Source organism: Pseudodonghicola sp., assembly GCF_048268305.1.
Taxonomy (GTDB): domain Bacteria; phylum Pseudomonadota; class Alphaproteobacteria; order Rhodobacterales; family Rhodobacteraceae; genus Pseudodonghicola.
Genome location: NZ_JBLWVT010000004.1, coordinates 420765 through 434048, shown reverse-complemented (window position 1 = coordinate 434048; position 13284 = coordinate 420765). Strand labels below are relative to the sequence as shown.

Below are 13284 nucleotides of genomic sequence, written 5' to 3'. Positions count from 1 at the left end.
TCAAAATGAGCTGGAAAGACAAGATCGCCGAAACCCGCAACGGGCTGCGCAACTTCAATGGCGCCAATCCCGAGGTGATGCGCGGCTTTGGCGCGCTTGGCAAGGCGGTCAAGGAAGGCGGCGTGCTGGAGTTCAAGGTGAAGGAATTCATCGCGCTCGGCATCGCCGTCGCCGATCGTTGCGATGCCTGCATTGGTTTGCATGTCGAAGCGCTGGTCAAGGCCGGCGCCACCCGGGAAGAGGTGGCCGACGTGCTGGGCATGTGCATCCAGATGGGTGGCGGCCCGGCGATGATGTACGCGGCCAAGGCGCTCGAATGCTATGACGAGCTGAGCGCCGCCGCCTGACCCGGGCTTGCCGGCCCCGGCTTTCGGGCGCCACTGCGCCCGAAGTTCCCGGCGGGCTGGCGCACCGAAGTCACCTCGAAACCGCTCTCCGCTTGCCGGCACCTCAGGTGTCGGAACGCGCGACGGATCTGAGCGTCCCCCAGCAGGCGCCCAGAATCAACAGGGGCAGCACGAAGAGCTTGAAGACGAAGATGGCGAGAATGGCAACGAAACTGCCGACCATCTCGTCGGCGCGGGTGTAGAGGTTGCGCGCCAGTTCCTGATACCGTTCGATCTCTCCCAGGGCAGACCGCAGACCGGCGCCCAAGCCGCCGGCCTCGACCGCTCCGCTCGCCGGATCGTCGACCTGCGCGGTGATGTCCTCGATCACCGCCATGTTGCGATCCCAGGCCGCCTGCGTCATCGGATCGGCGATCAGCCCCGAAAGGACGAAGGCCAGCGGCAGCATCACCGCAAGGGCACCGCCGTACCATCCCAGACGCCGCGCCGGGCCCCGCAGCGCCCCCCGCCCCAGCGCCGCCAGCCCGCACCCCAGCGCCAGCAGGCCGAAGCCCACCGCGCCGACCGGGGCCATCGCCACCGACAGAACGCCGGTCGTCACCATCAGGGCGAAGACACCACCCGCCACCCGTTCGACCGTGTCGTCGATCGGCTCCAGCAGCTTCAGCGGTTGCGCGGAGCCGGAAACCACCATCGACCCGCCGACCTCGATCTCCTGCGCGGCGGAGAGCACGGCGTTCAGCGTCCGCAGGGTGACATAGACCCCCGCGCTCGCCACCGCGACACTGCGGGCATAGCCCTCGGCGCGCCGGGTCAGCGGGTTGCTGTCGTAATAGGCCGCCGCAATCAGCGCCAACCCTGCCAACAGGGCCAGCGCCAGCCTGCGGAAGGCGCCCCCCGCCTCGGCCGTCGGTGCGGCTTCTCTCGTTCTTCGGGTCATAGGGGCTGTCCTCGGTGATCGTCGCATCCCGGAGTCGGTTCAGCATCTTCACCTGAAGCCGCATACCCGGCAATGCCAGTTCGGGACGCACCTCGCTCATGCCGATCAAGCGTCCGGGAGCCACCGCAGCGTCTTCTCTGCGACAAGCCTCTCACCCGAGGCTCCCGCAGGCGCCCCGCGCCATCACGCCCCCTCCCCCCTTGCGGGAAGGAGGCCGGAGAGAACCTGAGGTCCGATCAGACGATCTTGCCGGGGTTCATGATGTTGTCGGGATCGAGCGCCGCCTTGATCGCCGCCATGTACCGCAGCGCCGGGCCCAGCTCCTTGTAGAGATAGGGCCGCTTGCCCTGGCCGATCCCATGTTCGCCGGTGCAGGTGCCTTCCACCGAAATCGCTAGATCGTTGAGCCAGCCAACGAATTCCTCGGCTCGGGCGATCTCCTCGGGGTTTTCCATGTCGATCAGCGGCAGGCAATGGAAGTTGCCGTCGCCCACATGGCCGACGATCGGGGAGATCAGCCCCAGATCATCCGCCTTGGCCGCCGCCGCGCCGACGCATTCCGCCAAGCGCGAGATCGGCACGCAGACATCGGTCGACAGCCCCTTGGCGCCGGGGCGCAACCCGTGGCAGGCCCAATACATGTCATGCCGCGCCTGCCAGAGCTTGTTGCGCTCTTCGGTGCTGGTCGTGGCCTCGAAGCCGGTGCCGCCGAATTCCTCGGCGATCGACCCGAAGGTCTCGGCCTGCTCCAGCACCCCGGCCTCGGACCCGTGGAACTCCAGCAGCAGCAGCGGCGTCTCCGGCAGGTCGAGCTTGGAATAGGCGTTTGCCGCCTTGACGCTCAGCGCGTCCAGCAGCTCGATCCGCGCCACCGGCACGCCGTATTGGATCGTCATCATCACCGCCTGGCAGGCGGCATCGACAGATGGGAAGGAGCAGCGCGCCGAGGAAATCGCCTCGGGGATGCCCTGCAGGCGCAGGGTGATCTCGGTGATCAGCCCCAGGGTGCCTTCCGATCCGACCATCAGCCGGGTCAGATCATATCCGGCCGAACTTTTCTTGGCCCGGGTCGCAGTGCGGATCACCTCGCCGTCGGGCATCACCACCTGCAGCGCCAGAACGTTGTCCTTCATGGTGCCGTAGCGAACCGCATTGGTTCCCGAGGCGCGAGTCGCCGTCATCCCGCCGAGCGAGGCATTGGCGCCCGGGTCGATCGGGAAAAACAACCCCTGATCGCGCAGATGGGTATTGAGCTGTTCGCGCGTCACCCCGGGCTGGATGACGCAATCGAGATCACCCGCATGCACCGCGAGAATCTGATTCATCTGGGTGAAATCGACCGAAATGCCGCCGGCGGGCGCGTTCACATGGCCTTCCAGCGAGGTCCCGGTGCCAAAAGGGATGACCGGCACCTTATGTTCGGCGCAGACCTTCACCAGGTCGGACACCTCTTCGGTGGACTGCACGAAAACCACCGCGTCGGGCATCTGGTTTTCGATATAGGTCGTGGTGTGACCGTGCTGTTCGCGGATCGACAGGCCAGTTTGGCAACGATCGCCGAAGCGTTGTTTCAGAATGCCGACGGCGGTTTCGATGCCGGTTTCGTTGCGCGGCAGCGCGGTTGCTTGCACCATGTCTTTCACTCCATTTCGCGGCCGGACAATAACCGGTTTCGCCCCCCCGTCAATCGGCGCGCCGGGCCGGAACCTGGCCGCGTCTCACTCGCCCAGGGCGATCCCCTCGCGGCGCGGATCGGCGCCCCCCTTCAGCGTCTCGCCGATCTCGATCGCGTGCAAACCGGAATTCAGTTCCTTCGGCGCCACCTCATAGCCCATCTGCTCCAGCTCAGGCCCCAGCGCCTCGATGCCGCTGCCGGCCTCGAGGTCATAGCTGCCGAAGCGGTTGACCGCGTGCGGCATCGCCACCGCCTGCTGCACGTCGCGACGCCAGTCGATCCAGGCGATGATCGCCTGCGTCACATAGCCGATGATGCGGCTGCCACCGGGCGAACCGATCGCCAGCACCGGCTTGCCGTCCTTCATCACGATGGTCGGCGCCATCGACGACCGCGGCCGCTTGCCCGGCTCCAACCGGTTTGCGATCGGCACCCCATCCTTCTGGGTCCGGAAGGAAAAATCGGTGAGTTCGTTGTTCAGGAGAAACCCGCGCACCATCAGCCGCGAACCGAAGGAATTCTCGATCGTCGTGGTCATCGACAGCACGTTGCCATAGCTGTCGACGATGGAGATATGCGAGGTCGAAGGCAGTTCGATCGCCTCGTCATCGGCCCAGAGCATCGCGTGATCGAAGGCGGGATTGCCCGGCGCCACCTCGGGGAGGGCATCGTCGCCCGCCAGCAGCTTGGCTCGTTCAGCCAGATAGGCGGGGGCGATCAACCCCATGGTCGGCATCGGCACGAAATCCTCGTCCGCCATGTAGCGGCCCCGATCCGCGAAGGCGAGCCGCGAGGCATCGCCGATCAACCGCCAGGCCGCCGGATTGTCCGACCCCGGCATCGCGACGGTGTCGAGCATGCCGAGGATCTGCCCCACCGTCAGCGCCCCGGAAGACGGCGGGCCCATGCCGCAGACCTCATACGCGCGATAGCTCACGCAGACCGGCGCCCGTTCCCGCACCTGATAAAGCGCCAGGTCGATATCGGAGAGCACCCCGGGATTGCCCTCGGCTCCCTGCACCGCACGGACGATATCCTCGGCGACCGGACCACCATAGAAGGCGTCAGTGCCTTTCTCAGCCAGAAGCCTCAAGGTGTCGGCATAGGCGGGATTGGTCAGCAGCTGCCCCTCGGCCAGCGGCTTGCCATTGGGCAGGAAGTAACTGGCGGTCTCGGGAAACCGGGCCAGCCGCTCGGCATCGTCATCGACAAGCGCCGCCAGGCGTGCCGAGACGGCGAAACCGCCCTCGGCCAGGTCAATCGCCGGGCGGAAGAGATCGCGCCAATCCGCCCGGCCCCAGCGGCGGTGCGCCTCGGCCAGCAGCGCCGGCGTGCCCGGGGTGCCGACGGATCTGCCCCCCACCACCGCGTCATAGAAGCTGAGCGGCTGGCCGGTGGCGTCCTGAAACAGCCGCGGCCGCGCCGCCAGCGGCGCCGTCTCGCGCCCGTCGAGGGTCGTGAGCTGACCGCTCGCCGCGTCATACCAGACCAGGAAGGCGCCGCCGCCCAGGCCGGAGGATTGCGGCTCGACCAGTCCCAGCACCGCCTGCGCCGCAATCATCGCGTCCGCCGCGGTGCCCCCCGCGCGCAGCACCGCCGCGCCGGCCTCGGCCGCATGCGGGTTGGCGACCGCGATCATCCAGTGCGCGGCCTCGACCGGCCGGCCGGCCGCCTTGGCCGCCAGCGACGCCGCCACCGCCGGAGAGATCGCGGCGAAATCGCCCTTGGTCGCGATCTCGGGCGCCACCTTGTCGGCGGCCTGCTGCGCCAGGAGCGGCGACGCAAAGAGCAGCCCGGCGAGACAGACAATGGTGAAACGACGCATGGGATCTCCTCCCCTTCGATGGACTGGCGGAGTGTAGCGAAACAACCGCCGCTGGCAATCCGTGGCAACCCTCCAGCCCGCAAGCGCCAGGCGCTTCAGCTTACGGTCGCGCCATACTCCGCAAGAAGATCGTATCGCGCGCCCTTGGGATGCAGGGTGGAGCGATAGAGGCCGAAGCCCAGCACCGGCACCTCTGGCAGCGGCGTCTCGCCGAACCGGGTGATGAAGCCGCGCAGCGCCTCGGCCTCGCGCGGGCCGCCGGTGTTCAGACGGGCCAGGGTCACATGGGGGTGGAAACGCTCCTTCGGGGGGACAAGTCCGGCACGGCGCAGCGCGCGGGTGATCTCGGCCTGCAGCGACATCACCCCGGGATCGGCGGCGACATCGGCGAAGACCACCCGAGGCCGCAGCCCGCCAAAGGTGCCAAGCCCGGTGAACCGCAGCGTGAAGGGGGGAACGGCAAGGCGCTCAAGCTCCTCATGCAGCGCCTCAAGCGCCGCGTCAGGCTGATCGCCAAGAAAGGCCAGGGTCAGATGCAGATTCTCCGGCGCCACGGGGCGGCCGAGGGGCAGCCCCGTCTGCAACCGGGTCAGCGCGGCGATCGCCTGATCAGACAGGGCGATCGCCAGGAAACACCGCATGGCCGCGGGTTACAGCATGCCCGGTACGACAAGATCGGGCGGCCGGTGGCCGTCTTCGAAGGTCTTGATGTTGATGATCACCTTCTCGCCCATCTCGATCCGCCCCTCGATGGTGGCCGATCCCATATGCGGCAGCAGCACCACATTGGACAGATCGCGCAACGTTGCGGCGACATCGCTGCCGCGCTCGTACACGTCGAGCCCCGCCCCGGCGATATTGCCGGCGCGGATCAGCCGGGCCAGCGCGCTTTCGTCGATCACCTCGCCGCGCGAGGTGTTGACGATCACCGCCGAGGGTTTCATCAGCCCCAGCCGGCGCGCGTTCAGCAGGTGGAAGGTGCTGGGGGTCGAGGGGCAGTTGACGGAAATCACGTCCATCCGCGCCACCATCTGGTCGAGGCTTTCCCAATAGGTGGCCTCCAGCGCCTCTTCGATCTCGGGACGCACCCGGCGGCGGTTGTGATAATGCACCTGCATGCCGAAGGCCGCGGCGCGGCGCGCCACCGCCTGGCCGATCCGCCCCATGCCGAGGATGCCAAGCCGCCGGCCACTGATCCGCCCGCCCAGCAGCGCGGTCGGCGCCCAGCCGGTCCATTCGCCCTTCTGCATCAGGGCGAGCCCCTCGGGGATGCGGCGGGTGACGGCGAGAATCAGCGCCATGGTCATGTCGGCGGTATCGTCGGTCAGCACGCCGGGCGTGTTCGACACCAGCACGCCGCGCTGCCGCGCGGTGGCGACGTCAATGTGATCGACCCCGGCGCCATAGTTGGCGATCAGCTTCAGCCGTTCGCCCGCCTGGGCGATCAGCCCGGCGTCGATCGAATCGGTCAGCGTCGGCACCAGAATATCGGCCGTCCTGACGGCCTCGACCAGTTCCGCACGGGTCATCGGCGTGTCATCCTCGCGCAGACGCACATCGAACAACTCACTCAGCCGGGTCTCCACGGCTTCCGGCAACCGTCGCGTGACGACAACACTCAGTCGTTCTCTTGGCACTTCTGCTCCTCCAAAGCTTTCCAACCAGCCTGCGCCATGGCATCGTGGCGCAGGAACAGCCGGGGCACAAGAACCCCAAGCGCATATGACGCAGGCTTTTTCATCCGAGGCGAAAGAAAATTGCGGGCAGGCCGTCTTGACTAGGGCATTAGGTATCACGCGCCGCACTCTGGCGCTTCTGGCATTCAGCTTTCTCGCCCTGCCGGCGCAGGCGGAAGATCAAAAGCTGGGGCAGGAGACTCACCTGCCGCTGCCGCGCTATGTCTCGCTGAAGACTGACGAGGGCAACGTCCGCCGCGGCCCGTCGCTGACCCATCGGATCGACTGGGTGTTCACCCGCCGCGACATGCCGCTGCAGATCACCGCCGAACACGGCCACTGGCGCAAGGTGCAGGATCGCGACGGTGCCGGCGGCTGGGTGCATTACGCGCTGCTGTCGGGCGTGCGCACGGTGCTGGTCGAACAGGACATGACCCCGATCTACAACCGCCCGGATCCGCAATCGCAGCTGGCCGCGCGATTCGAACTGGGGGTGATCGCGCGACTCGGCGAATGCACCGCCGACTGGTGCCGAATCTCGGCCGGCGGCTATCGCGGCTGGACGCTGAAGACCAACCTCTGGGGCGTCGACGCCGACGAGATTCGCGACTAACCCCACCGCCCTCCCCCGTATTTCCAGCACTGCCGCCGGCGCCTGCAGCCGCGCGGTTCCAGGTAATGTCTGCACCGGATCCCGCACGGAATGCCCGAGATAAATTTCTCCTGTCAGAAGTCGAAATTTTTTCAAGATGGGCCTTGAACCCGCCAAACAAGCCGCGTAGATAGCCGCTCACTGTTGGGGTGTAGCCAAGCGGTAAGGCAACGGTTTTTGGTACCGTGTACCGTAGGTTCGAATCCTACCACCCCAGCCATTTCCCTTAATATGTGGCGCGCGCCGAAGATTGGAACCTGCCGGGTCCAACTCGGCATCTTGGCCGAACAAGACTGGCGCCCCATGCCATCCTGAGCGCCGCGGAGTTCTGTCGCGCAAATGGCGTGAGGGATTCATCTTGCGAATCCAGCGTGATAGCTGGGCGGCATCAGCAGACCAACACCCCCGACCTGCAAGACCAGAAACTGGCCCGCCGATACCTAAGCGCTCAAGCGCCGGGGCTCGCTGATGATCTGACTCGCGCCCGAGATGAGCCGCGACGCCACGCCGACCGGCGAGCGTCACCGGCAGCAGAGCGATAACGATGCCGCCAATCACACCTGTCTTTCGACGAAGATCTTGTTCGGTATGGCGCCCCGCCTGACGCCCCTGTCTGTGAACATCCCGACCGTGGCGCCAAGGGGGCCGCGGCACCTGCTGATCGACAGCGCAGGCATCAGGGGCGAGCGGCCTCGGGCAAGCCTGGCGGCCCCGAACGGCGACTCTGCGGCGGCGGTTGATGGCGCGGGACCTCGACCGCGAGATTGCCGAGCTTCAGCTCCGCACCGCCGTCCGGACCGGCGACACCGCCCTCAGCTTACCCGTCACTGACGGTCGCGGGATAAAAGGCTGTCCAGAGCGATCTGCGCCAGGGCGTCATGGTCCAGCCCGCCCGCGCGACCCGCGGGCGATCAGGCGATGCCGTCACGCCTGATTGCCCCCCCGCCAGAGATGCAACGGGAGGGCGCGTTCTCTCATCCGTGTGAAGCGGGGCGCGACCTATGCCCCCGCCTTCGCCACCGCGATCAGCTCGGTCGCTGATTTTCGAAGCAGCGCCTGGTCAGAGCCGCAGACAAAGAGGGTCACCCCCTTGGCGTGCCAGGCCGGGATTTGCCCGGCCGCGCCGACGAACAGGCCGATGGCCACCCCCGCGCGCTTGCCGGCCGCGATCACCCGTTCGATGGCGGCGTCCAGCTCGGCCGAGGGGAACCCGACGCCCATGGATTGCGACAGATCCGCCGGCCCGATGAACAGCAGATCGACATCCTCGCAGGCGGCGATGTCGTCGAGGTGTTCGAGCGCGCTCGCGTCCTCGATCTGCACCATCACCACGCTCGTCTCGTCACTGGCGGCGCGATAATCGGCGATGCTCATCCCGCCATAGTTCCCGGCCCGGGGCGACGGCGACAGGCCGCGCTTGTTGCGGGCAAAACGCACCGCATCACACACCGCCTCCGTCGCCGCCCGGTCCAGCACGTGCGGCACCATCACCCCGGTCAGCCCGAGATCAAGCAAGGGCGCGATCCAATCCGTGCCGGCGCCCCATCGCCGCGACAACAGCGGCAGACCCACCGCGCGCCCTGCAAGGGAAAGCATGTCGAGATGCCCCAGCTCGATGGGGGCATGTTCCTGATCGATCACCGCGAAATCGAGGCCGGCAAGCCCCATGATCTCGACCACATGGGGCGACGGCGTCTTGATGAAACTGCCGACCAGAAGGTCACCGGCGCGAATGCGGGCTCTGAGGCTGCCTGTCATCTCCATCCCCTTCCGTCAGCCGTTCAGACCGATGACATCGGCGGCATTGGTCGCCACCATCGCGTGGATTTGCGCGTCGGAATAGCCGAGCGCGAGACAGGTCGCGACGGCGTTCTGGAAACCTTCCAGCGGCGTCAGCGTCCCCACCTGCCCGAGATCGGAGCACAGAATCGTGCGTTCCGGCCCGACAAGATCAATGAAGACCTTCAGCTCTTCCGTCGTCCGGGTCCTGAACTTCGAGCCTTCGAGGAAGAAGGCCAAAGAATGCTCGACCTGCGCGCCCATGTCGGCGAGTTCGAGCGTGTCTTCCAGCGAGGCGCCGACGATGTCCTCGGGGTGGGTGAAGATCAACCGCTCGACGCCACGCCGTTTGGCTTCGGCGAAGATCTTCTTGGTCTCGCTCACATGGATATGTCCGCTTGCCAGCGCCAGGCCCGTCGCGGCGCAGACGTCCAGCACGTCCAGCAACTCGGGCAGCATCCGCCCCTCGTCATCAAACAGCGCGACCCCGCTCGCCGGGCGGATTTTCTGCGTCGACGCGGGATGCGACCAGCCCGAGGTGACTTCCCATTTCAGGTGATTCTCGGCGGCCAGCGTCGGCAGCCAGACGATCTTGCCATCCATCGCCGCGGTATGCTCCACCGCATAGGGGTTCAGCCCGCCCACCACGTTGTTGAGCACGATGCCCGAGAAGACCTGCGTTTCAAGTTCGGGGAAGTGATGCTGGATCATCGTGGCGCACATGACGCCGGAATAATCGTGATCCTTGGTCACCACCGCGGCGAAACCCGCCTCTGACAGCATCCGCGCCAGCTCCAGATGATCGACCGCACGCGGGGCGATCGACGGCCCGCTGTGCACATGCGGGTCTACCGCACCTTTCAGGATCTCGGCGATCCGCGCCTCTTGCTCAAGCGCCTGCGTGTCTGAAGTTGTCATGGGGTCTCCTCCCGGTTGCAGTGCGATTCCGTCGGTCCTGGCCGCGCAATCGCTGGGGCGCAGGTTCGCCGCGCCCTGGTATGATTTGTTCTTGTCCCGCTCAGCGGGATCATGTTCTATTATTTTTCGTAATCAGCCACTGTCAAGCGGTGAAGTTGCGGCCGGCATGCCAATGCCGCCGCAGTTGCGCGGTGGTGGCGCACAGATGTAAGACCTTGGCGAAGCGCGAAATGTGAGGAAAAGCCGATGCCCGATGGAGAAAAGAAAACGATGGAAGGGCTTCAGTCCGTCATTCTCACGATGCAGATCGTCGAACATGTGGCGCGCACCGGAAAGGGCGTCGGCGTCACCAGCCTGGCCACCGCCTTGGGCACCAGCAAAAGCCGCATCCATCGCCATCTGCAAACGCTGGTTCAACAAGGGTATGTGTTTCAGCACGAGGACTCGGAACGCTATGACATCGGGCACAAGCTGGTCTCGCTGGGGCAGGCGGTGCTCGATAACACCGGGCTGATCGGCGCGAGTCGCGATGCACTGCTGGAACTGCGCGACCAGCTAGGCCATTCCGCCGTCGCCTCGCAACTCACGCCCGAAGGCATGCTGGTGATCGCCACCGTGCGCGGACCGTCACCGATCGAGATCGGGGTGCGCGTCGGCTCCCTGCTGTCGTTCCACGGCTCGGCCCAGGGCAAGGTGGCCACCGCCTTTTCCTCGCCCGCCTTCCAGCGGCGTGTCCTGAGCGGCGATCTGACCGCCTATACGCCGCAGACGATCACCAACCCCGACACGCTCGCCGCAGAATTCGCCGAGATCCGGAAATGCGGCTGGGCGGTGGCCCCCAACCAGGCCGCATTGGGGCTGAACACGCTGGCAAGCCCGATTCTCGATGGCTCGGGCATGGTCTGCGGCACCGTCGGCATCGTCGATCTGACGCAGTCGCTTGGCGCGGAGCCGGCGCCCGGCCATGTCGAGGCAGTGCTGGAAACAGCCCGCAAGATCTCGGTTCTGATGGGGCATTCCGGCGTATTGCCGCTGGGCTGATCGTTCCAGACCAACCCCTTAGAACAATCCGCCCCGCCCTGCCCCGGATCATCCTGCTGATGTCCGGCCGGGAAAATCATGTCCGCACGTCACCGCCAACGCCCTCCGAAAACCGCAGCAGCAGGACACCGGGCGAGAGGGCTTGACAGTCGGAATACTCCACCAATATGTTCCGTTGCTAAGAACGATGTACCGCTTAGAGGAACATAAGCGGCGGAACGGTCTGGACGGGAGGACATGGGAGGAGCGCTCGCAAGAGCTGGTGGAGCGGAAAATTCGTTCCGGCTCTCCCGATCCCGCACCAACGTGCCGCATGAAACCGGCGAGCCGAGATCCCGACGTGACCGGGGGAGGGTATCGCCTGAAAAGGAGATCGGCTGCCGACAGGGCAGCCGGGAAAGGGAGAAGATGTACGACAAATCCGATCCGCGCGCGTCACTGGCCGCGACAAAACCCGGGAACATGCTGAGCCAGACCGGATTGGTGGCCAGCGAACAGGCCGGATATTTCTACGAGACGGCGCCGCAGATCGACGACGCCACTGGCAAGACCTGGCTTTACCGCGGGCACAACTTCCTGGTGGCCTATACCCTGGCCACGGCGGGCAGCACCTTTGCCCGCAGCGCGCAGCCCGACGAATATTGCGTGCTGCTGCCGAAAGCAGGCGCCGAGATCGAGTGGAACGGCGAGACGACCGTTATTCCCGGCTGTTCGATCGCCTTCGTGCCGCCCGGCGACAGCAAGGTCACGCTGCGCGACGGGGGCGAGCTGGTCCGGCTGTTCACCACCCGGAACGAGGATCTGGCCGAGGCCTGCGCCAACGCGCGTGGCTATGACATTCCGCGCAGCCATATTCCCGCGTTCGAGGCCTGGCCCGAACCGAAGGACGGCTGGGCCGTGCGATCCTATTCGCTCGACGTGGCGCCGGAAGCCGGACGTTTCGGCCGCATCTTCCGCTGCACGACGTTGATGGTGAATGTGCTCGACCCGTTCGACGGCCCGCGCGATCCGTCCAAGATGTCGCCGCATCACCATGACGATTTCGAACAGGGATCGCTGGCGCTGTCGGGTCAGTTCACCCATTACCTGCGCTGGTCCTGGACCAGCGACATGGCCGATTGGCAAGAGGACAAGGCGCTTGAGATGGGAGCGCCGTCGATGCTGGTGATCCCGCCGCCGGTCATCCATACCACCCGCGCCACCGGCTCTGGCGCCAACCTGCTCGTCGATATCTTCAGCCCCCCGCGCGAAGATTTTTCGGCCAAGGCGGGCTGGGTGCTGAATGCCTCGGATTACCCGATGCCGGGCTGAAAGCCCCGCAAGCAATGAGATCGGATGGCGCATCTCGCGCCATCCACCGGGACTGAACATTTCTCAGGGAGGAGACGACCCATGATCATCACCAGAAGAACCCTGTTGCAGGGCGCCGCCGCCATGGGCGCGACGCTGGCAACCCCCTATGTCGCCCGCGCCGCCGGCCGCACCATGCGTTTTGCCCATGCCGCGAACGAGGTGCACCCGGGCCATATCATGGCCACCAGCTTTGCCGGCGCGCTGGACGAGTTGATGCCGAGTGCCTTCAACGTCCAGATCTTCCCCAACCGCCAGCTTGGCGACGACAAGCAACTGCTTGAGGGCAGCGTCGCGGGGATGATGGATGTGGTCGCCGTGTCGGGCGTGCTGATCCCGCTGGTGACCGGCCGGCCGGCGATGAACGCCTGGCAGATGCCGTTCCTGGTGCGCGACTACGATCAGTTCGGCGAGCTCGCTCTCGGCGATGTCGGCCAGAAGATCCTCGACGATCTGCGTCCCGCCGGGCTGGTGGGCCTTGCTACCGCGAACACCGGCCAGCGCAATTTCCTGTCGGCGAAAAATGCCGTCTCGAGCATCACGGATTTCTCCGGCCTGAAAACCCGGATCGTTCCCGTTCCGCTGCACCAGCAAATCTGGGAAACCGTTGGCGCCGCTCCTGTGGGGCTGCCCTACGGCGAGATCTACGGCGCGCTTGAAACCGGGGTGATCGACGCGGTGGAGATCAACGTCTCCTCCATGCTGGGCGAAAACCTCTGGGAGGTCGGCAAGCATTTCACCCTCACCGGGCATTATCCCTGGCACATGGCGACGCTGATGTCCGAACGCTATTGGAACGGCCTGAACGACGAGGAGAAGGCCGCCGTGACCGAGGCCGGACGCCGCTCGGTCACCACCACGCTGAACTATGCCAAGACGCAGGATTTGGAAGGGCGCGAAGAGCTCAAGTCCAAAGGGGTCGAGATCATCGAGCTGAGCGATCTCGACGCGATGCGTGCCCGCGTCGCGAATCTGACCGCCGAATGGTCGGCGAAGGATCCGCTGATCGCAGAGCTGGTGACTGCCGCCGGTCAACAACCGGCCTGACGCCGCGATCCCGCGGAAGAGATGATCTTCCGCG

12 protein-coding genes, 1 tRNA gene and 1 pseudogene are annotated in these 13284 nt (G+C 65.9%); 7 read left to right on the top strand and 7 right to left on the bottom strand.

Features of this window, described 5'->3' with window-relative positions:
• The first annotated feature begins 5 nt into the window (after positions 1–5).
• Positions 6–347: a carboxymuconolactone decarboxylase family protein gene (locus ACN0V4_RS10185; RefSeq protein ID WP_417675646.1), complete on the top strand. Its 342-nt coding sequence runs from the start codon at positions 6–8 to the stop codon at positions 345–347.
• 103 nt (positions 348–450) lie between these two features.
• Here ACN0V4_RS10185 and ACN0V4_RS10180 read toward each other — a convergent pair whose 3' ends face one another.
• The 5 genes from ACN0V4_RS10180 to ACN0V4_RS10160 form a co-directional block, all read right to left on the bottom strand.
• The gene (locus ACN0V4_RS10180; RefSeq protein WP_417675644.1) at positions 451–1287 is read right to left on the bottom strand and encodes a hypothetical protein; all 837 of its coding nucleotides are present in this window, start codon (positions 1285–1287) and stop codon (positions 451–453) included.
• 236 nt (positions 1288–1523) lie between these two features.
• Positions 1524–2921 carry an FAD-binding oxidoreductase gene (locus ACN0V4_RS10175; RefSeq protein WP_417675642.1) on the bottom strand — a complete coding sequence of 466 codons (1398 nt, stop codon included), beginning with the start codon at positions 2919–2921 and terminating at the stop codon, positions 1524–1526.
• 84 nt (positions 2922–3005) lie between these two features.
• Entirely contained in the window at positions 3006–4787 is a 1782-nt protein-coding gene (ggt, locus tag ACN0V4_RS10170) for a gamma-glutamyltransferase (RefSeq protein ID WP_417675640.1), read from the bottom strand.
• A gap of 95 nt (positions 4788–4882) precedes the next feature.
• Entirely contained in the window at positions 4883–5428 is a 546-nt protein-coding gene (gene thpR, locus ACN0V4_RS10165; RefSeq protein ID WP_417675638.1) for an RNA 2',3'-cyclic phosphodiesterase, read from the bottom strand.
• A gap of 9 nt (positions 5429–5437) precedes the next feature.
• Entirely contained in the window at positions 5438–6424 is a 987-nt protein-coding gene (locus ACN0V4_RS10160; protein WP_417675636.1) for a 2-hydroxyacid dehydrogenase, read from the bottom strand.
• A gap of 136 nt (positions 6425–6560) precedes the next feature.
• Here ACN0V4_RS10160 and ACN0V4_RS10155 point away from each other — a divergent pair, with 136 nt between their 5' ends.
• The 3 genes and pseudogenes from ACN0V4_RS10155 to ACN0V4_RS10145 form a co-directional block, all read left to right on the top strand.
• Entirely contained in the window at positions 6561–7076 is a 516-nt protein-coding gene (locus ACN0V4_RS10155; protein WP_417675634.1) for an SH3 domain-containing protein, read from the top strand.
• Between the two features lie 184 nt (positions 7077–7260).
• Positions 7261–7335 (top strand) — tRNA-Gln (locus ACN0V4_RS10150).
• 167 nt (positions 7336–7502) lie between these two features.
• A pseudogene (locus ACN0V4_RS10145) lies at positions 7503–7840 on the top strand (IS5/IS1182 family transposase); the annotation flags it as partial.
• Between the two features lie 274 nt (positions 7841–8114).
• Here the strand turns inward: ACN0V4_RS10145 and ACN0V4_RS10140 are convergent.
• Together ACN0V4_RS10140 and ACN0V4_RS10135 are read right to left on the bottom strand one after the other, a co-directional pair.
• Positions 8115–8873 carry an HpcH/HpaI aldolase family protein gene (locus tag ACN0V4_RS10140; protein WP_417675632.1) on the bottom strand — a complete coding sequence of 253 codons (759 nt, stop codon included), beginning with the start codon at positions 8871–8873 and terminating at the stop codon, positions 8115–8117.
• Positions 8874–8888: 15 nt separating this feature from the next.
• Complete coding sequence (locus tag ACN0V4_RS10135; protein ID WP_417675630.1) at positions 8889–9812, bottom strand: DUF6282 family protein; 924 nt, start codon at positions 9810–9812, stop codon at positions 8889–8891.
• 246 nt (positions 9813–10058) lie between these two features.
• Here ACN0V4_RS10135 and ACN0V4_RS10130 point away from each other — a divergent pair, with 246 nt between their 5' ends.
• From ACN0V4_RS10130 to ACN0V4_RS10120, 3 genes are all read left to right on the top strand, one after another.
• Entirely contained in the window at positions 10059–10853 is a 795-nt protein-coding gene (locus ACN0V4_RS10130; RefSeq protein ID WP_417675628.1) for an IclR family transcriptional regulator, read from the top strand.
• Between the two features lie 408 nt (positions 10854–11261).
• The gene (locus tag ACN0V4_RS10125; protein WP_417675626.1) at positions 11262–12164 is read left to right on the top strand and encodes a hypothetical protein; all 903 of its coding nucleotides are present in this window, start codon (positions 11262–11264) and stop codon (positions 12162–12164) included.
• A gap of 81 nt (positions 12165–12245) precedes the next feature.
• Positions 12246–13250 carry a TRAP transporter substrate-binding protein gene (locus ACN0V4_RS10120; RefSeq protein ID WP_417675624.1) on the top strand — a complete coding sequence of 335 codons (1005 nt, stop codon included), beginning with the start codon at positions 12246–12248 and terminating at the stop codon, positions 13248–13250.
• Positions 13251–13284 lie beyond the last annotated feature (34 nt).

Excerpts from the sequence above, each read along its gene's own strand:
- ACN0V4_RS10135 (WP_417675630.1), bottom strand. The coding sequence starts at position 9,812 with ATGACAACTTCAGACACGCAGGCGCTTGAGCAAGAGGCGCGGATCGCC.
- thpR (WP_417675638.1), bottom strand. The coding sequence starts at position 5,428 with ATGCGGTGTTTCCTGGCGATCGCCCTGTCTGATCAGGCGATCGCCGCG.
- ggt (WP_417675640.1), bottom strand. The coding sequence starts at position 4,787 with ATGCGTCGTTTCACCATTGTCTGTCTCGCCGGGCTGCTCTTTGCGTCG.
- ACN0V4_RS10130 (WP_417675628.1), top strand. The coding sequence starts at position 10,059 with ATGCCCGATGGAGAAAAGAAAACGATGGAAGGGCTTCAGTCCGTCATT.
- ACN0V4_RS10185 (WP_417675646.1), top strand. The coding sequence starts at position 6 with ATGAGCTGGAAAGACAAGATCGCCGAAACCCGCAACGGGCTGCGCAAC.
- ACN0V4_RS10175 (WP_417675642.1), bottom strand. The coding sequence starts at position 2,921 with ATGGTGCAAGCAACCGCGCTGCCGCGCAACGAAACCGGCATCGAAACC.
- ACN0V4_RS10140 (WP_417675632.1), bottom strand. The coding sequence starts at position 8,873 with ATGACAGGCAGCCTCAGAGCCCGCATTCGCGCCGGTGACCTTCTGGTC.
- ACN0V4_RS10125 (WP_417675626.1), top strand. The coding sequence starts at position 11,262 with ATGTACGACAAATCCGATCCGCGCGCGTCACTGGCCGCGACAAAACCC.
- ACN0V4_RS10180 (WP_417675644.1), bottom strand. The coding sequence starts at position 1,287 with ATGACCCGAAGAACGAGAGAAGCCGCACCGACGGCCGAGGCGGGGGGC.
- ACN0V4_RS10120 (WP_417675624.1), top strand. The coding sequence starts at position 12,246 with ATGATCATCACCAGAAGAACCCTGTTGCAGGGCGCCGCCGCCATGGGC.